The following is an 18,594-nucleotide window of genomic DNA, read 5'->3' as shown; positions in this document are numbered from 1 at the left end:
ACGCTGTCTGGATCGCCCCGGCATATCGAGGCTGTCCGCGACCGGCGGGGTGGCGCGCATCTGGCATCGCCACCCCGGCGGGCATGGCCTCCGCCAGCGGCGAAGGCCGACGGCTCAGCTCAGAAAGCCGTTGGTTGTCAGGAAATCGGTGGCCACGCTGGACGCTGCCTCGCCGCCAACCTGCACCCGACCATTGAGCTCCTGCAGGGTTTCGAGCGTCAGGGCCTCGAAGACCGGCGCCAGAAGTTCCTCAATCTGCGGGTATTGGTTGAGCACTTCCTCACGAATGATCGGGGCGGGCTGATAAACCGGCTGCACGCCCTTATCGTCCTCGAGAACCTTGAGGCCCGAAGGGGCGATACCGCCATCGGTGCCGTAGACCATGGCGGCGTTGGCGCCATTGGTGCCCTGGGCCGCTGCCGCGATGGTGGCCGCGGTGTCGCCACCCGAAAGGGTGATCAACTGGTCGGGCGAGAGGGTGAAGCCATAGACTTCCTGGAATTTGGGCAAGGCGGCAGGCGAGTTCACGAACTCGGCAGAAGCTGCCAGCACCACTTCGCCATCACTGGCAACATATTCGCCGAACTGGGTGAAGGTATCCAGGCCATTGGCCTCGGCTACATCCTGTCGGATGGCCACGGCCCAAGTGTTGTTGGCGGGCGACGGGGTCAGCCAGACGATCTGGTTGGCGTCGTAATCGAGCTTCTTGGCTTCCTCGTAAGCCGACTGGGCATTGTTCCAGAGCGGATCGTCGGCCCGTTCGAAGAAGAAGGCCGCGTTGCCGGTGTATTCGGGATAAATGTCGATTTCGCCCGCGGTGATGGCTTCGCGCACGATCGGCGTGCCGCCGAGCTGGATCCGGTCTTCGACCGGAATTTCGTTGGCTTCGAGCATCTGCTTGATGATGTTACCAAGGACACCGCCCTCAGTGTCGATCTTGGACGATACGACCACCTGTGCCTGCGCGGCCGTCATGGTCAATGCGAGCGCGGTGGCCGCACCCATCAGCGTTTTCGTTAGGCGCATGACTCTCTCCTTTGTGAGCCGGAAGCTTCCGGCTGTCCCTACCCTGTGAGCACTGTCAGTTCATGACAGTGGTTGTTTCAGTCCCCGTCTGTGGGCCGAGTGCAAAATACTCGTCCAACTCCATAATGGCGGAATGTGAAATCAGTTCGCCAACAAAGTCATCGGACGCCAGAGCGGCTTCCACCGCCTCGACTTCGGCCGAGAGGGGGCGGTCCTCGCGGTAGAAGGCCGCGTGCCGGCGCACCAGCTCATAGACCATACCCGGCACATTGCCCGGATTGTCCCCCGAAATATCCATCGCCTGGGCAGCGAGCAGGCCCTCAAGGGCTGCAAGGCGGCGCAGCGCCCCGGCCTGACGTTCGAACCGCTCGACGACCAACGGGAGAAAGGCCGCCTCATCCTCAAGACCATTGGCAACAACGAGAGACTGCGCGGAGATCGCGTTGGAAAGCGACAGGCAGCGCACGAACAGTTCGCCCGCCAGCTTGATGACCGGTCCGAACCCGGTTGCGATTGCCCCCGGCGTTACAAGGTTGACCGGCAGATCGCGCCGGCCGCCATTGCCCAGCAGTACGCAACGATTGAAGGAATTGCGGGCGACATGGGCCAGCGCCAGTTGGGCGGTCTGCAGGAACACCGTGACATCGAGCGGCAGCGAGCCGCCTGAGGTAAGCACCTGACCGCCAGCGACCACCGGATTGTCATCAGTGCGGCCTGTGGCCGCCAGAACCGTGCGGCCGGCGACCGTAAGACTCTCGAAGGCGGTGGCGAAGACCTGGCTCATCATGCGGATCGAGAGCGGGTCCTGGACATGGGTGCCCGTGGGCCAGTCCCAGCCCATGGCGTTGAAATAGAGCCAGGCCCCGACGCCGGCTTCCCGCTCGGTCCCGACATGGGCCACCGCTTTCCAGGGGTCGCGGGAGGCGCCCAGCGCTCCGGCCGTGGTCAGGCCGGTGGCCAGCAGAACGCGCACCGTGGTAGCGGCCTGACGGATGGCTCGGATGGCGGCCGCGTAGCCGACGGCATTGGTGGAGACCGAGGCGAGGCTGTCGCGCGGGGCCAGCTTGAACGGCTTGAGGCCGGCGCGCGCCATGGCTTCGGCAGCGGGCAGGCGTTCGCCTGAATGATAGGCCTCGCCGACCCCGGTCAAGACGGCGCCGATCTGACCCATCAATCCAATATCGGCGCAACCGATGGAGCCGGTGCGGCGCACGACCGGGATGACGTCCGCCTCAAGCAGCCTTTGAAAGGCCGAAACCAGCTCCGGTGTGCAACCGACGCGTCCGGTCAGGGCCATATTGATCCGGATCGCCAAGGCGTTGCGGACGACTTCAAGCGGAAAGGCATTGCCCGTGCCGAAGTGGTGGGCGCGTACCAGGCCGGTACTGAAGGCATCAAGATCGTCGTCTGACCAGGAAACATCTTTCATTGCCCCCACGCCAGTGGTGGCCCCATAGACCGGCTGCCCGGAATTGATGGCTTCTTCCATGACCTGGCGGGCCTTGTGCACACGCTCAAGCGCTGCGGCATCCGGCACGATCAACGCGCTGCGCGAACCAATCCGGACAAAATCAGCAAAGCTGAGCGGCTTGCCTTCAAGCCGGATTGTTTCGGTCGGTATGGCGATTTGCGCGTTCACGTCGTCCGGGTCTCCTTGCAAGGACGACGCTATTGGAAAATCTTGAACCATGGGATATCCCAAAAGCTGAACAGGCTATGTTCTATCTGTGGGCACGTCGACTATGTGCTCAACAAAGAGGCATCGAGATGGACACTTCGACCTTGCTTCTGGTCGATATTGTTCTGCACCAGCGTAGTCTGCGCGGCGCAGCGCGGCATTCGGGACGCCCGGCAGCGAGCATCGCCGCCGCTTTGGCGCGCTGCGAAAGCGCGCTTTCGATCAGTCTCTGCCAACGGGCCGGCTCGGGACTGGCTTTTACCCTTGAGGCCAATCGTCTCGCCCCGTCAATCGCCGAAGCGGCCCGCCTGGCACGTTGCCTCTACGCCGCCGGGACCGATCCTTTCCCATCTCCGGTGAGACTGCAAGCGCTGGGACGATTTGTCGAGGTGGCCGAACGGGGCAGCATCCGGCAGGCAGCGCGGGCCTTGATGCTGGGACAGCCGCAATTGTCCAGGCAGTTGGCTCATCTCGAAACCGCCCTTGGGCACAAGCTGCTCGAGCGGGGCCCCGGCGGCACGGTGTTGACGGAAACGGGCCGCCGGGTCTGGGACGATTGCAGCCGGTTGTTGCAGCTCTGGGGTCAGATATCGAGAACCTCAGAGGATCGGTTTCGTCGCGCCCAGACGACCGTGAGGCTGGGCTCGATCATGCCGCTTGGCTACGAAAGCGAGATCGCCCGGCAATTGGCAAAGTTGACGGCGGGTTGGGCGGCCTCCCACCCCCGGCAACCGCTGTTCATCAGTTCCACCACGGCCGAGGAGCTGCTGCGGGGACTTAAAAGCGGTGCTTTCGACGTCGTCCTCCTGGATACCGAGACATTGCCCGAGGATCTCGAAGGCGCGCCCATAGCGGCGTCGGGACTGGCGGTCGTGGGAGCCAAGGGCAACGATATTGCGGCCGCGTTGCAGGACCGGCCGATTGCCTTGCCCAGTCCACGGAGCGGGCTGCGACTGCGCATCGACACGCTGCTGGACATGACGTTCGACGACACCGAAAGGAACCGGCTGACCTTGGTTGAGATCGACTCGATCCCGGTCATTCTCAACCTGGTGCTGCATTACGGCTTCGCGTCCGTGCTGCCCTTGGCGTCAGTCGCCTCGATCCGCCCGGACTTGCACAGCATCCCTCTGCCGTCGACATTTGACATGCAATACTGGCTTTGCTGGCTCAGATCTGCGGGGCGTTCAGCCGCCGGAATAGCGGTTCTTGATACGATCAGGCGTGCAACCATGCATGCGCCCCCCTGATTGTGCCTGCAATGACAACGCAGCGCGGCTCTGTAAGAGCCGCCGGATAAGGGGACCATGTGCCATGACGAAGACCTTTGACGCGATCATCATCGGAGCGGGTCAAGCCGGTCCGCCCTTGGCCGCGCGATTGACGGCGGCGGGCCAAACCGTGGCGCTGATCGAGCGCGAACAGGTGGATGGCACCTGCGTCAACACGGGTTGCACGCCAACCAAGGCCTTGGTGGCCAGCGCAAAGATCGCGCATTCGGTTGCCCATGCGAAAGAATACGGGGTCAGCATCGGTGCGACCCCAGAAGTTGACTTCAATGCGGTGCTGCGCCGGGCCATGGCGATCAGCGAAAAGTCCCGCAGCAGCGTGGAAAGCTGGCTCGATGGCATGGTCGGGTTGACGCTTGTGCGCGGTCATGCGCGCTTTACGGGACCCAAGCGCATCAGCGTGGGCGGCGACAGCTATGAGGCCGATCAGATCTTTCTCAATGTCGGCGCGCGTGCCGCCATTCCCGATATCCCCGGTCTCGATCAGGTCGAGGCGCTAACCAATTCGGACCTGTTCTGGCTGAAGGAACGTCCTCAGCATCTGGCGATTGTCGGCGGTGGCTATATCGGGCTCGAGTTTGCGCAAATGTTCCGGCGCTTCGGATCTCGCGTGACCATCATCGAGCGCGGCCCGCATCTGGCCGGCAAGGAGGATCCGGAAATCTCTGAGGCGATCCGCGACGTTCTGGAAGCAGAAGGCATTGCGGTGCGGACCAATGCCGAGTGTATCCACTTTTCGCGCTCGGAGACCGGGCCCGTGGTGGGGGTGGATTGCACCACCGGCGAACCCGAAATCGCCTGTTCCCACATCCTGCTCGCGGTCGGCCGCCAGCCAAATACCGACGATCTGGGTCTCGAGCAAACGCGGGTGGAAAGCGACAAGCGCGGCTTTGTTCGGGTCAATGATCGCTTGGAAACCAACATCCCCGGCATATGGGCCCTGGGAGACTGCAACGGGAAAGGCGCCTTCACCCACACCTCGTATAATGACTTTGAAATTGTCGCGTCCAACCTGCTCGATGGCGGCGACCGCAAGGTCTCGGACCGCGTCATGAGCTACGGTCTCTACATTGATCCGCCATTGGGCCGGACCGGGCTGTCGGAAGCCCAGGCCCTTGCGAATGGCCACAAGGTCCTGATCGGCAAACGCCCGATGACGCGGGTGGGCCGCGCCGTCGAAAAGGGTGAAACGCAGGGCCTGATGAAGATTGTCGTCGACGCTGAAACCCGCGCAATCCTGGGTGGCGCAATATTCGGGCCGGGGGGAGATGAAGCGATCCATTCCATCCTGGACATGATCCAGATGGGGGCGAAGGTGGATGCGCTCACCAACACAATGCACATCCATCCAACGGTCGCAGAATTGGTCCCAACCATTGCGGGCGAACTGGCACCCGCTGCAATGCACGAACCGTGAGAGCTTCCAGCGGCCGATTGGCGCGACGCGAACTTCAGTCGCCACCAGGCCCAGCTAAAGCCCCGCGCCTACCGCCCGGAGGCTCCGTCAACCGCACGGATAGGCGCCGGTCCGGATGAATGGCGTTCTACCAAATGTCCGGTGACCATGATTCGCAGCGGAACCGCAGGATTGCTGCGGTCGTGAACCCTGTCGTCTAGTAGTCGCGCGAGCCCTGCCCCGATCTCCTGCCCAAGCGTCTTTACCGTCGTCAGGTTGGGGGTGATCTGCGTTGCAGCAGAGAAGTCACCGAATCCGATGACGGTGACATCCTGCGGGATGCGGTAGCCCAGATGCATCAATTGTGACATGGCGGTCAGCGCCAGCCCGTCATGCGCACAGAAATAAGCGGTGGGTTCAAACCCCTCTTCCTGAATCTCGCGCAAGCGGTCGAGGAACTGATATTCCGCATCGAATGTCATCTGCCGCAGCTGCACGTCCGGGTGCATTTCCAGCACCTCGCGCAGTCCGTAGAACCGCTCCCGGCGGCCCCGATAATGCGGCGCGCCATGCACATAGGCGATCCTGCGATGACCAAGATCTAGAAGGTATTTGGCAACCGCCGCACCGGCTTCGTGGTCGGTCCCGTGTACCATGTCAAAGGTCTCAAGCGGTTCTATCCAACCATTGCGCACCAGTGGAATGCCCAGCCCCTTCACCTTGTACATGCTCTCGCGCATATGCGGTCCAACCATGGCGACTCCGGCGCAGTTGAGCGCAAATGCTTCAATCTCGTCGACCAGATGGGTCCAGATCATGCGCGCCTGATAGCCGCGGCGCTGGGCCTCGGCCTGAAAGCCGGTCTGTATCAATAGATGCAGCTCGGAGTTCACAAGGTCGGCATCGTGGAAAACAATGCCCAGCAGATTGGGTGTCTCCGCGCTGACTGGACGCAGATAGCCCAGATCAGCCGCAGCCTGTTGCACAATCACGCGTGTTTCTTCGCTGACACCGCTCTTGCCCGAAAGCGCCCTGGATACGGCGAACTTGGAAAAGCCAGTCTGCTTCGCTATCGTGGCGAGTGTGACACGTGCCAAAAGTGCTCTCCTGAAAACCTAACTGCTGATAGACATCCTTTCATCATAACGCAACATAACTCACACTGATCGCGTTAGGTTACATCTGTGAGCAAGAAGCAATTATGCAGTCCCGTGGCGGCAGGCTAATCTGGCCGCCCAGACCGGCTTCGCTTGGTTGGCCCCAATAGATCCGCCCAGGTGAAAACTGCCTGCCATCGACCAGAACACTGACTGGCAAGGCCTGGCGCGTGGGATTGAGCAGCCAGAGAACCTTTCGCCCATTCTCGTCCTGGTGCAGGCGGGCTTGCAGCCGGTTGTCCGATAGCTTGACCCGCTGCGCGCGTCCCGCCCATCCCAGCACCTCAGCGAAGTAGCTCAGATTGCCCGCCTCGCTCTTGGTGAAATAGCCGACACCCGGATGCGTGCCGACCAGCAAACTCCGGCCGGAACCGAAGCTGTTTTCAACAATGGCGGCGCGACCATCGGAGAAATTGCCCAGAACACGTCCGCTCGTTGGTACGTAAGACTGCAGGAATCCGCCGCCCCGAACAGTCACCCCGGCAAAGGAGAAGGTGATGCGATCGCCGATATCGGGCATGAACTCGACCTCGGCCTCCCGCGCGCCGAACACGGCATCCAGCCCATTATTGGGCTGAACCGTGCCGACCTTGCCGCGGTCGCCGAAATAGCCTGGCGTCGCTTCCGATATCAGGGTCCCGCCCGCTGCGACCCAATCGGCAAGAGCCTTGGCCGTCTGGCTGGTCATGCTGATTGGATAAGGCGCATAGAGCACGTCATAGTCGGCAATGTCGTCGACATGCACCCAATCGGCCTGCACACCATTGTCGAAAAAGCCGCGATAGGCGCCCCACATGGCTTGTCGATAGGTTTCCGGGCAGTGCTTGTGATTGAGCAGGTAGTCCCAGGCCTGCGCCTCGGGAATAACGAGGATCCCGATATCTCCTTTGACCGGCCGGGCCGAAAACAGGTCCTGTTGCTCCGGTGCGTTAGACCACTTGGCGATGGTGCTGGCCATGTCGGAGCGTTTTGTGCGGCTGCCATCCATGCCATAGGACCCGAAGGCGCCGAATAGCGGACCGTCCAGCAGAGGGCGATAGCGCAGATTGAGCACCCCGGTCGCCCCGGCGGCGAAGGAGGTCATGGTCAACAGCCGGATGTCTTCGGGTTCCATGACCCGCGCGTCATCCTTGTCCCGGCCAAGTACCTGGGGCTGCATCCACAGCGGACCGCCGGGACGCTCGGCATGCCACCATTTCTTGCCCCGCGCCGCCGCGCGAGTCAGATCGGGACCGAAGAAGTTCTGCCACGGCTTGAAGCCACGGCGACCCGGCACCCATGTGAGCCCGTAAAGCTCAACCTTGGACGCGGCCAACCAGTCGTCGGCACCGTTCGAGGCCATATTGGGAATGGCCCCGCCCACGCCATGCGCCGCAATCAGGCAATCCTGATCGACTGACCGGATCGTATCGATGCGCCACTGCATCTGGCCATAGTAATTGTCGCGCTTGAATTCGAGCCAATCCAGGTTCTGCGGATAGGCAGCCACTTCCCGCGGCGCCTCGATGTCGTCCCAGTCGGCATAGGAATAGCGATACCAAGCCTCCGCCAGGGATTCGAGATCACCATATTTTTCCTTCAGCCACAGGCGGAAATCGGCCTGCATGTAATCTGAGAAATCGACATCGGCCGAATAGTTGACCTCGTTCCAGACATCGTAACCCAGAAGTCCGGGATGCCCCTTGTATCGGGTCGCCAATGCCGTCAGGAATGCGCCGGCCGCTTCTTTGACCTCCGGGCAGTTCATTGTGAGCGACCCTGCCCCGCCGCCATTGTGCGCAAACCCTCCGACCGCGGCACTGACCCCCATGGAAGCCTCCAACGGGCGCCCGTCGGACCGGATCTGTCTGGCGTGCGCGAACTTGCGATAGGCCCAGTCTGGAACCGTATGGGTCAGCTCGGCAATAATGGTCTTCATGCCGCTCTTGGCGGCCAGATCCATCTGACGGTCATAATCCTCCCAGTCATACTGACCCGGCTTGCGTTCGATCGCCGACCACATGAACCAGTGGCGGAAGACATTGAGGCCGTCCTCCGAGGCCACGCCATAGTCCCTGTCCCAATCTTCGCGCGGCGGGTTGGACTTGCGGAAATAGACCGCACCAAATGGCGTCTGGGGAAGCTTATCAAGCGGCATTATTCTGTCTCCAGGCAATAGGATACCGTCCGGCGTGAGAACGCCGATGCTGGCTCCAGTGATGTGAATGGCTCAGCCCTTGGCGCCGGCCAGCGCCTCAAGAGTGCGGATGAGTCCCGAGTGATCCTTATCGCCGTCACCCAATGCGAGTGCGGCATTCATCAGTTGAGCGGTCGAGGCAGTATTGGGCAGCGCCACCTCCAGCGTTCTGGCAGCGTCAAGTGCCAGGGCAAGGTCCTTACGATGCAGGCGGATGCGGAACCCAGGGTCGAATGTGCGCTGGATCATGCGCTCGCCATGCAGTTCGAGTATGCGAGAGGAGGCAAACCCACCCATCAGCGCCTCGCGCACCTTGGCCGGATCGGCGCCGGCCTGCTTGGCAAAGGTCAGCGCTTCGGCGACTGCCTCGATGGTCAGAGCCACAATAATCTGGTTCGCAACCTTGGCCGTCTGCCCATCGCCGACACCGCCGACACGATTTATGTTTTTGCCCATGAGCTGGAACAGGGGCAGCGCGCGGTCAAAGATCTCCTCCTTGCCACCCACCATGATCGTGAGCGCGGCGTTCCTGGCGCCCACCTCTCCTCCTGAGACAGGAGCATCAAGATAATCCACGCCAATTGCCGCCAGTCTTGCCGCAAAGTCTTTCGTCGCCACCGGGGATATCGAGCTCATGTCAATGACAAGATCGCCCTTGGAAAGACCCTCCGCGACGCCCTCGGGGCCAAACAGCACCGCTTCGACGTCGGGCGTGTCCGGCACCATGAGGATAACCACGTCAGCGGCCTCTGCCACTGCCCGCGGACTTTCCTTGGCCACAGCACCGGCGTCGACCAGATGTTGTGACGCCGGCTTGACGCGATGTACAAGCAGTTCGTGTCCAGCGGCCAGCAAATGACCGGCCATGGGGCGCCCCATGACGCCCAGTCCGATAAAGCCGATCTTCATCGATCAACCCTCCTTCCGATAGGGAGCCATCCAGTCCAGGCCCGCACTTGTGGTTGTCGCCGGTTTGTATTCGCAGCCCACCCAACCGGCGTATCCCAGCCGGTCGAGCGCAGCGAGCACAAAGCCATAATTGATTTCACCGGTGCCAGGCTCGTTGCGGCCCGGGTTGTCAGCGATCTGCACATGACCGATCCGGTCGAACAGGCGTTCGAATGTGGGGACCAGATCCCCCTGCGAAATCTGCATGTGGTAGAAATCATACTGAATCTTGAGGTTATCCACGCCGGCCATGGCCATGATCGTCTCGGCATGATTTGTCGTGGACACATGATAACGCGGCATGTCGCGGCGATTGATCGGTTCAAAAACCAGCGCGATGCCTGCATCGGCGAGACGCGGTGCCGCATAAGCAAGATTATCCGCCAACGTCCGGTCCAGCAGTGCTGCATCCGCTCCTTCCGGAGCAAGCCCGGCCAGGCAATTGACCATCGGGCAATTCAACGTCCGGGCATAGCTCACGGCCTTATCCAGACCGGCCCGGAATTCTTCGATGCGATCGGGAAGGCAGGCAATGCCACGTTCACCCGCAGCCCAATCCCCGGCAGGAAGGTTGAATAGGGCCTGGCCGACACCGGCCTGGCCCAGAGCGTCCGCGATTTCGTGCTTGTCCAGTTCGTATGGCGAAACATATTCGACGGCTCCGAAGCCGTCTGCGGCGGCTTTGGCGATGCGTTCGATAAGGGGGACTTCCTGGTACAAAAACGATAGATTGGCGGCAAATCTTGGCACGAGATAATCCTTCTAGGCACGGAACCGGGTGCGATGCATCATCCGCTTGTTGCGCGGATCAGGGTTGGGCACCGCCGAGATCAGGCTCTTGGTGTAGGCCTCACGAGGTGCGGTACAGATCTGTTCGGCCGTTCCCAGCTCAACCAGTTTGCCGCGATGCATCACCGCGACCCGGTCACAGAAATAACGGACTACTGAGATATCGTGGGAGATGAAGATGAAGCTGAGGTCGAGCCGCTTCTGGATCGACAACAGCAGGTCCAGAATTTGCGCGCGGATCGAGACGTCGAGCGCCGCCGTGGCTTCATCGGCGATGATAATCCGTGGATCCAGCGCCAGCGCCCGCGCAATGCCGATGCGTTGCCGCTGTCCCCCAGAGAACGCATGCGGATATCGCTCGCGCATTGCGGGGTCCAGACCCACAAGCTCAAGCAATTCGGCCACCCGGTCGTCCAGCGCCTTGCCACTTAGTGTGCTGGCCACCACGAGGGGGTCACCAACTATGTCGCGAACGGTCATGCGCGGGTTGAGCGAAGCGAACGGATCCTGAAAAACGAGCCGAACCTGGCGATGAAAATCGCGCAGTCCCCGCTTGCTCAGTCCAGTGACCTCAACCGGGGCCTCCTGCCCAAAGAAGGTGACATCGCCTGAGGTCGGCTCAACCGTGCGCAGCAGCATCCGCCCCAGCGTAGTCTTGCCCGACCCGCTTTCGCCCACAATACCCAGATTTTCTCCGGCGCGTAGATCGAAGCTGACATCGTCGACAGCCTTGAGCGCGAAACTTTTGCCTCCGAGCCAGCCCTTTGTCGCACCATACACCTTGGTCAAATTGCGAGCAGAAAGGATAATCTCTTGGCCCACAGGCGTTTCCACTCGCGTCGCCGCGCGGCGGTTCTGTTCCAGCTTTACGGTCGAATCCAGCAGGCGCTGGGTATAGGCGTGCTTGGGCGTGTAGAAGATCTCATCGACACTGCCGAACTCGACAATGCGCCCGAAATGCATGACCGCCACTTCATCCGCGACCTCGGCGACCACCCCCATGTCATGGGTGATTAGCAGCATGGCCATGCTGCGGCTTTCCTGCAGCCTCTTGATGAGGTCGAGTATTTCAGCCTGCGTCGTGACATCGAGCGCGGTCGTCGGTTCGTCGGCGATCAGAATGTCAGGGTCAGAAGCAAGAGCCATCGCGATCATGGCACGCTGACGCATACCGCCGGAAAACTCGAACGTGTAGCGGTCCACCATCTTGTCGGGATTTGGGATTTCCACCTGCCGCAGCAAGTCGATGGTGCGCTCGCGCGCCTCGGACTTGTTCATCCTGCTGTGCAGCCGAACCGCCTCGATGATCTGGCTGCCAATGGTGTGAACCGGTGACAGCGAGCTCATCGGTTCCTGAAAGATCAGTCCTATGCGGCCGCCACGGATCGAGAGCAGCTCTTTGCCGCGTTCATCCAGTGTGGCGATGTCGATGTCGCCCTTCTGGTCCTTGAGCAGGATGCGGCCACCGGCAATCGCGCCGTTGCGGTCGATAATATGCATGAGCGCCCGCGCCGTGACGCTCTTGCCCGAGCCGCTCTCGCCGACCAGGCACAGCGTCTTGCCCCGGCGCAGCTTGAGGTTAACGTTGCGGGCAGCGTGCAAGACTTCGGTGCGCAAGCGGAAGTCGAGACTGAGATCCTGGACCTCAAGGACAACATCCTCGTCGAGATCAGCGGTTCTGGCGGTCATTTCCGGACTGGTCAGCATGGATCAGGCCTCATAGGGGTCGGCGGCATCGCGGAGACCGTCACCAAGAAAGTTATAGGCCAACACGGTCACGACAACGGCCCCTGCCGGCCAGACGAGTTGCCAGGACGCATTGGCGATGGTGCGCACGTTCTGCGCTTCCTGCAGCAGGACGCCCCAAGACACGATTGGCGCCTTGAGGCCGATGCCAAGGAAACTCAGCGCCGTTTCGGCCACGATCATGGTTGGCAGCGCCAGCGTCACGACTGCCAGGATGTGGCTGGTGAGCGATGGCAGGATGTGTCGGAATATGACGCGCCGCTCGCTCGATCCGTCAAGCTTGGCTGCGGTGACAAAGTCTTCTCCGCGCAGTGCGAAGAACCGGCCGCGCACCTCGCGCGCCAGGCCCGTCCAGCCAAAAAGCGACACGATCAGAGTAATAATGAAATAGACCATTAATGGCGACCAGGTGAGGGGGATGGCCGCCGCCAGACCGAGCCAGAGGGGAATGGTGGGCATTGAGGAAATGACCTCGATGACGCGCTGGATCACGGTGTCGACCACCCCGCCATAGAAGCCGGACAGCGCCCCCAATATCACTCCGAGCACGAGGCTTATGCTGACCCCGACCAGACCGATCGACATGGAGATGCGGGTGCCATGGATCAGCCGGCTCAGCAGATCGCGCCCGAGCCGGTCGGTGCCAAGCAGATACATCGTGTCGTCGTGGTTGACGGGCCCCAACAGATGAATATTGGCGTCAAACAGCCCCCACATTTTGTAGGGTGCGCCTTGGACGAACAGCCCGACCGGAACGATCTGCTCAGGATCGACAACGTAGCTGCGGCGCAGGGAGGCGGGATCGACTTCCATGGTGTAGCCGGTCACATGAAGCTGAAAGCGGCTGGAGCCGTCCGCATCGGTGACGAAAAAGCCCAGGTTCTGCGGCGGTGCATTGGTGAATTGCGGACGCGACGCATCCGGCACGGACGGCGCCAGCACTTCTGCAAACAGCCCCACGAGGCAGAAGAACAGGATAACGAAACCGGAAACCACCGCCAGCTTGTTGCGCGAGAATTTGTACCAGATCAGCGTCCACTGGTTTGCATCGCCCATATCGCTTGTCGCCTTGCTGGGCTTGAGCGGCGTGGTCGATGGCCCGGTTTCGGGCTCCTCGTCGATGAAGGTATGAACTGTCATCATGTGAACCGGATTCGAGGATCGAGAAGGGCGAGCAGCAGGTCGGACACCAGCATGCCGATCAGGGTGAGCACCCCCATGAGCAGGATGAAACTGCCTGCCAAGTACATGTCCTGGCTAATCAGGGAGCGCAGCAGTAGCGGCCCGGCGGTGGGCAGGTTGAGTACAATGGCGGTGATGGTCACGCCTGAAATCAGTTCCGGTAGCACCCAGCCGATAGCTGACACGAATGGATTCAGCGCGATCCGCACCGGATACTTCAGCACCACCTTGTAGCCCGGCAGACCTTTTGCCTTGGCGGTGATCACGTAGGGCTTGTGCAACTCGTCCGACAGGTTAGCGCGCAACACCCGGATCAGGGCAGCCGTTCCCGATGTGCCGATGACAATGATCGGTATCCACAGATGGCCCAGAAGGTCCACGAATTTGCCCCAGCTCCAGGGCGCTTCGACATATTCGGGCGAGAACAAGCCACCCACGCTCTGGCCGAAATAACGGTAGCTGAAGTACATCAGCGCCAGCGCCAAGATGAAATTGGGCACGGCGAGGCCGACGAAGCCCACCAAGGTAAAGAAATAATCGCCGACGGTGTGACGGCGCACCGCCGAATAGATGCCGATTGGCAGGGCCACCGCCCAGACGAAAAGCAGCGAGGCGATGGAAATCGCCAGCGTCGAGCCCATGCGCTCCCAGATCAGCTCGGCAACCGGCCGGTTCCACTCAAAGGAATAGCCAAAATCGCCGCGCAGCAGAATGCCGCTGATCCACTTGAAATACTGCACCCAGATCGGGTCATTAAAGCCGTATATCTCGCGCAGCCGCTCGACCTGACGGGGGTCAACATTGGCCCCCGAGTCCTGCATGGACGCGATCATTGAGGTCACATAGTCGCCAGGCGGCAGCTGGATAATCATGAACGCGATCAGCGACAGCCCGAACAATGTCGGGATCATGTACAGGATCCGTTTGATGACATAGCGCAACATGAGCGTCTCCTCCCGCCCGCATCAGCTCCAGTCGAACTGAATCGCGTCCAGGCTCGACAATTGTGCGATGCTGACACGAACGCGGCCTTCGGCAAGCGTGAATTCAAGCTCGTCCCCACTCGCGGCGCGACGAGCCCGACGAAGGGAACGGCCTTCAGGGACGCGAACTGAGACCGTGAGCGGCCCGATCGGATAGACCTCGCGGATCGGTCCCTTCATCATCATCGGATTTGTAAGGTTGTTGATAAGGACCAGCAGTGTCCCCTCGCCTTCACGCACCGACAGGTCGACCACGCCCCTGCCCTCGAGTTCGACATCGGGTCTCTTGCCGAGCGCCCAATGAACGCTGTTGGCGATCAGCCGCGCATGATCGCCCGCCAGGACTTCCCAGAAGATCGCCCCGATATTCCACGGAATATAGACTGTGCGCCCGCCGCCTTCATGCTCGCGCGCAATCACGGCTGCACCTTGGGGCGCCTGGCGCGGATAGACCTCCTCCATTGGCAGATCAGGGAAGTCCGGTACATAAAGAAAGGGATGGACGGTGTCTGGTGCGGCGTCCACGCCGATCAGTTGCGTTCCGCCCATGATACGGGCCGCCCCATCAAAGCCCCGGGTGATCGGATGCTCGCCATTGAGTGCTACATAGGTGTTCTTGACCGGTCCGCGCACGGGGCGAGTGACCGTGTAACCCAGCAGGTCAGCCAGCAGCGGATTTTGGCGTGCCTCATTGCCTGGCGTCCGTGTGCCCGTTTCATGCGCCACGACCAGCGACCCGCCACGCGACACATAGGCCTTGATCGCCTCTGCCTGCTCTTGGGAAAGGCAGGTCGAGTTGGCCAGGATCAGAACCTTGTACTGGTCCATCCGCTCCGGTGTCATAGCGGCATCAGAAAGCATTTCGAATGGCAGCCGCGCCTCGACCAGCGCCTGGTAGAATCCAAGGTCATGGGCCTCGGCCTCACGGCGCGAGGCGTGATCGTAATGTCTGAGAGTGGTCGTGGGATCTAGAATGGCGATCTCCGCCGTCGGGACTGTTTCGGCCAATGCGGGCTCGAGCCGGGCGTGCAGGGCGAAACTGTCGGCCACTGGCGCAATCCAGCGCTCATCGGGGACGACGCCATTAAATTTGGTGAACCAGGACAACAGGCCCTGTGTGGTGCCGCTATCGATCCAGGCCTGGATCTCGGGACCGAGCGTGACCGCATCCTTCCAGCGATGAGCCTCCTCCGGGCCGATAGACGTGATGAGAATGGCCGGACGATCGCGGAAAGTGGCGCGCATGCGCTTGCCGTTCCGGCCGCTCATCCAGACCGGTTCGGTCCCCTGTCTGCCCTGATCGTCCACGCAGAGGAACGGACAGTATTTCTCGATTATCGGCAGGTCGAATTCCATCAGCGAAACCGAACCCATGTTCGGAATGAAGCTGGTATGGGGCTTGATGGCCTTCATCGCCTCGTCCCATTCAACCACGAGCCGGCTGAGCTTGCTGCGGCGCCATGCACCCCAAGCCAGCCAGGCCGGGTCATCGAGACTATTGGTCAATGGTAGCTCATGCCCCGATGCAGCCCTGAAATCGGTGCGGCAAGCGTCGCAATAGCACACCCCGTGGCCCTGCCAGCGGTTGGCGAAAATGGCGTCGATGTCGTAGTTCGCGGTGATCTCCCGCAGCACCTCGGGCATGAACTTGAAGTTGTAATCCGAATAGGCGCAGGTAACCCACACATCCGGAAAAGCCCAGTGCCGCATGCGATTGCCGGCCCGATCCACCATCACCCACTCTGGATGGGCATCTGCGGCATCCTGATGGATGGCGTGCGGATCGACGCGAGCCATAACGTGCATATCGAGCTGCCGTGCGCCCTCGACAAGTGCCCCAAACGGGTCGGTATCGCCGAGGAATTTGCTGACATAGTGCAGCGGGACCTTGCTTGGATAATAGGCCACATAGCCGCCCGCACTGATACACGTGGCGTTGGATTGCGTCCGCTTGAACACGTCCACCCAAAAGGCCGGGTCGAAACGGATTGGATCGTCTTCCGCCAGCGTCAACTGGGTCCAGCGCGTAGCCGTCCGGTACCAGTCCGGAGTGCGCAGGTGATCGGTCGATTTGGGTGCAGCGTCGAGCATGGCAATCTTTTGGGTGCGAGTTTAGAGGAGCGCCGACCCCGTGAGGTCGGCGCCAGCGTCGAGAGGACGCGGAGTAACGGCTGGCTAGCCCTTGAAGAACTGCTCGGGTCGAGCAGGTCCGGGCGTCGGCCAGCCGAACGAGTTCGGCATGGACTGCATCACGTTGACCATGTCGTTCTTGACGATGCCGTAGCCATCGGCCGGCAGGCTGACGCCGAAGGTCATGAACAGATCCGCAGCATTTTCAAGGATTTGCGCCATGATCTCTTGCTGCCGGGCCGCATCGCCTGTGCCGGTCAGTTCACGGTAGAGATCTTGTTGCGCCTTGACGGCAGGTGGTGGCTCAATTGAGTCAGGATTATCCGGCTGGGTGAAGTAGAGCGACCACCCGGGAGCATAGAGGGAATTGGCGTTTAACGGCACAAAGTACCGCGCGTCCAGCATGGCCGCGAGACCAGAATTGGCGCCGAACTGGTGCGCCGTGGCGTCGAAGGCACGACCGCGCCGCACCCGTTCTTCCCAGAGCGATCGATCCATTGTGCGCATTTGCACATCCAGCCCCACCTGGCGGAACATGGGAATGGCCAGCTCGAACATGTCCAGGAAGGTTGTCCGGCTCTGATCGATCTCGAAGATGATCGACAGGCGGCGACCTTCCTTGTCGAGGCGGTAGCCCTCCCCGTCCTTTTCCGGCACGATGGCATCGAGCATCTCATTGGCCCGTGCCGGATCGAACTCGGTGAAGTCCTTGGCAAGGCGCTCATTGTAAAGCGGATCGCCTTCAATGATCGAGGCCTGTGCCGGGCTGCCCTGCCCGATAAACACTGCGTCAATCAGTGCCTGGCGATCTACCGCAAGCGACATCGCCTGGCGGAATTCGACCGTATTGAACAACTCGTTCTTGGTTGCATCGGTATGGTTGAGATTGAGCTGGAACACCATGACGTTCGCAGCCGTCTCCCTGAGGGTGTAGAAGCCGTAATCGCCGCTTTCCATGCCATCAAACAGGGTCGGCCTATTGGCAGGCGTCGCGATGTACTGATCCATCAAGTCGATTTCGCCCTGCAAAGTCTTGAGCAGCAGCACTTCGGGGTCTGCGACCATCTGATAGACCACGCGATCGAAGTAAGGCAGTTGTGTGCCTTGCGTGTCGACCTTGAAGTAGAATGGATTGCGCACAGCCACCGATATTTCGGTGTTCTGCCCTGGCGCCTCGGTGAAATACCAGGCGTTCAGGGTTGGACGATTGGCGTTCTGGAAGAAGGTATTGTCATCCTGGAAGCCGACCTCGCGCTGGAAAAGCGCGATCCAGCTTTCCATCCCGGCCTCCTGCGCCAGCTTGTCGGCATCCGGATTGTAACGGATATGGAACTGCTCGAGATAATGCTTGGGGCAGCGGGTGAGTTGATCGTTCTGAGCCCATGCAAGCTGCTGCAGGAAGAAGCCGTTCGGGCCAGCGAAGCGGACCTTGAAGGTCGTCTCGTCGATCACTTCAAGAACGGCCTTTTCGCCGTCCACCGCCCAGAATGACTGGGGCCCAAGATTGGTCTGCTCATCGGTGAAATAGGCATCGTACCAGAACTGGATATCGGCAGTTGTATAGGGCTGGCCATCGGACCATTTATGCCCCTCGCGCAGCTTGATGGTGTATTCTGTTGAATCCGCGCTCACTTCGTAGCTTTCGGCCACATTGGGAATGACTCCGGTCCATTCCGGATCAAAGCGGACCAACGGTTCATAACCCTGGTATCGCACCAGCATCGAGAGCGATCCCCCGCCCACCAGCGCATGCTGCCAGTCGCCGCCTTGCTGCCCTGCCCGCTCCAGCGGAGTAATCACCAGCGGGTTAACCGGCAGGCGCTCGGCGACAGGCGGCAATGCCCCGGAATCGACCTCGGCCTGCAGAAAAGCGGACTCCGGCGTGGACTGACCACGCGCCAGTCCTGACATCAGGAGCGACCCAGCAAACGCGGTCGACGCCGCGATGAATGCCCTGCGGCTAATATGACTCATCTTCCCCTCCGTTAGCTAACTTCTTTGTTTTCTAGCTAACCAAAGGCTACTCTAATGAAAATTGTTAGGTAAAGTGTTATGTTTAAGACGCGTGGGTTCTTCAGGGAGGCGCATATCCTG

The 18,594-nt window shown here is 60.9% G+C and carries 13 protein-coding genes; 2 read left to right on the top strand and 11 right to left on the bottom strand.

Annotated elements, in window-relative coordinates:
* Positions 1–114: 114 nt before the first annotated feature.
* Together osmF and GO014_RS02350 are read right to left on the bottom strand one after the other, a co-directional pair.
* Positions 115–1,026 carry a glycine betaine ABC transporter substrate-binding protein OsmF gene (gene osmF / locus GO014_RS02355; protein ID WP_157288965.1) on the bottom strand — a complete coding sequence of 304 codons (912 nt, stop codon included), beginning with the start codon at positions 1,024–1,026 and terminating at the stop codon, positions 115–117.
* Positions 1,027–1,081: 55 nt separating this feature from the next.
* The gene (locus GO014_RS02350; protein ID WP_343030716.1) at positions 1,082–2,665 is read right to left on the bottom strand and encodes an aromatic amino acid lyase; all 1,584 of its coding nucleotides are present in this window, start codon (positions 2,663–2,665) and stop codon (positions 1,082–1,084) included.
* Between the two features lie 128 nt (positions 2,666–2,793).
* Here GO014_RS02350 and GO014_RS02345 point away from each other — a divergent pair, with 128 nt between their 5' ends.
* Both GO014_RS02345 and GO014_RS02340 read left to right on the top strand, forming a co-directional pair.
* The gene (locus GO014_RS02345; RefSeq protein ID WP_179952908.1) at positions 2,794–3,954 is read left to right on the top strand and encodes a LysR family transcriptional regulator; all 1,161 of its coding nucleotides are present in this window, start codon (positions 2,794–2,796) and stop codon (positions 3,952–3,954) included.
* Positions 3,955–4,018: 64 nt separating this feature from the next.
* On the top strand, positions 4,019–5,410 hold the full coding sequence (locus GO014_RS02340; protein WP_157288962.1) for an FAD-containing oxidoreductase: 1,392 nt from the start codon (positions 4,019–4,021) through the stop codon (positions 5,408–5,410).
* A gap of 68 nt (positions 5,411–5,478) precedes the next feature.
* On the opposite strand, the gene GO014_RS02335 is transcribed toward GO014_RS02340, so the two are convergent.
* The 9 genes from GO014_RS02335 to GO014_RS02295 form a co-directional block, all read right to left on the bottom strand.
* Positions 5,479–6,486, bottom strand: coding sequence for a LacI family DNA-binding transcriptional regulator (locus tag GO014_RS02335; protein ID WP_157288961.1), 1,008 nt, complete (start codon positions 6,484–6,486; stop codon positions 5,479–5,481).
* Between the two features lie 79 nt (positions 6,487–6,565).
* A complete protein-coding gene (locus GO014_RS02330; protein WP_157288960.1) occupies positions 6,566–8,683 on the bottom strand; it encodes a beta-galactosidase in 2,118 nt (705 codons plus the stop codon).
* Between the two features lie 72 nt (positions 8,684–8,755).
* Complete coding sequence (locus GO014_RS02325) at positions 8,756–9,631, bottom strand: 2-hydroxy-3-oxopropionate reductase (protein WP_157288959.1); 876 nt, start codon at positions 9,629–9,631, stop codon at positions 8,756–8,758.
* 3 nt (positions 9,632–9,634) lie between these two features.
* Positions 9,635–10,420 carry a hydroxypyruvate isomerase gene (gene hyi / locus GO014_RS02320; RefSeq protein ID WP_343030715.1) on the bottom strand — a complete coding sequence of 262 codons (786 nt, stop codon included), beginning with the start codon at positions 10,418–10,420 and terminating at the stop codon, positions 9,635–9,637.
* 12 nt (positions 10,421–10,432) lie between these two features.
* Positions 10,433–12,166 (bottom strand): ABC transporter ATP-binding protein, encoded by a 1,734-nt coding sequence (locus GO014_RS02315; RefSeq protein ID WP_246204355.1) that lies wholly within the window; start codon positions 12,164–12,166, stop codon positions 10,433–10,435.
* A 3-nt stretch (positions 12,167–12,169) separates the two neighbouring features.
* Positions 12,170–13,345, bottom strand: coding sequence for an ABC transporter permease (locus GO014_RS02310; RefSeq protein ID WP_157288958.1), 1,176 nt, complete (start codon positions 13,343–13,345; stop codon positions 12,170–12,172).
* Positions 13,345–14,331 carry an ABC transporter permease gene (locus tag GO014_RS02305; protein WP_116590457.1) on the bottom strand — a complete coding sequence of 329 codons (987 nt, stop codon included), beginning with the start codon at positions 14,329–14,331 and terminating at the stop codon, positions 13,345–13,347. The genes GO014_RS02310 and GO014_RS02305 overlap by 1 nt, the downstream gene beginning before the upstream one ends.
* A 21-nt stretch (positions 14,332–14,352) precedes the next feature.
* Positions 14,353–16,461, bottom strand: a complete 2,109-nt coding sequence (locus GO014_RS02300; RefSeq protein ID WP_157288957.1) for an alpha-amylase family protein — start codon at positions 16,459–16,461, stop codon at positions 14,353–14,355.
* An 84-nt stretch (positions 16,462–16,545) separates the two neighbouring features.
* Positions 16,546–18,474 (bottom strand): ABC transporter substrate-binding protein, encoded by a 1,929-nt coding sequence (locus GO014_RS02295; RefSeq protein ID WP_157288956.1) that lies wholly within the window; start codon positions 18,472–18,474, stop codon positions 16,546–16,548.
* Positions 18,475–18,594: the final 120 nt, after the last annotated feature.

Origin of the sequence: Devosia marina (assembly GCF_009758415.1) — a bacterium.
Lineage (GTDB): Bacteria > Pseudomonadota > Alphaproteobacteria > Rhizobiales > Devosiaceae > Devosia > Devosia marina.
The sequence above is the reverse complement of the archived record's forward strand: the minus strand, read 5'-3'. Positions and strand labels throughout refer to the sequence as shown.

Bases quoted from the DNA above. Each gene is read 5' to 3' on its own strand.
- osmF (WP_157288965.1), bottom strand. From the start codon at position 1,026: ATGCGCCTAACGAAAACGCTGATGGGTGCGGCCACCGCGCTCGCATTG.
- GO014_RS02345 (WP_179952908.1), top strand. From the start codon at position 2,794: ATGGACACTTCGACCTTGCTTCTGGTCGATATTGTTCTGCACCAGCGT.
- GO014_RS02340 (WP_157288962.1), top strand. From the start codon at position 4,019: ATGACGAAGACCTTTGACGCGATCATCATCGGAGCGGGTCAAGCCGGT.
- GO014_RS02330 (WP_157288960.1), bottom strand. From the start codon at position 8,683: ATGCCGCTTGATAAGCTTCCCCAGACGCCATTTGGTGCGGTCTATTTC.
- GO014_RS02325 (WP_157288959.1), bottom strand. From the start codon at position 9,631: ATGAAGATCGGCTTTATCGGACTGGGCGTCATGGGGCGCCCCATGGCC.
- GO014_RS02315 (WP_246204355.1), bottom strand. From the start codon at position 12,166: ATGCTGACCAGTCCGGAAATGACCGCCAGAACCGCTGATCTCGACGAG.
- GO014_RS02310 (WP_157288958.1), bottom strand. From the start codon at position 13,345: ATGACAGTTCATACCTTCATCGACGAGGAGCCCGAAACCGGGCCATCG.
- GO014_RS02305 (WP_116590457.1), bottom strand. From the start codon at position 14,331: ATGTTGCGCTATGTCATCAAACGGATCCTGTACATGATCCCGACATTG.
- GO014_RS02300 (WP_157288957.1), bottom strand. From the start codon at position 16,461: ATGCTCGACGCTGCACCCAAATCGACCGATCACCTGCGCACTCCGGAC.
- GO014_RS02295 (WP_157288956.1), bottom strand. From the start codon at position 18,474: ATGAGTCATATTAGCCGCAGGGCATTCATCGCGGCGTCGACCGCGTTT.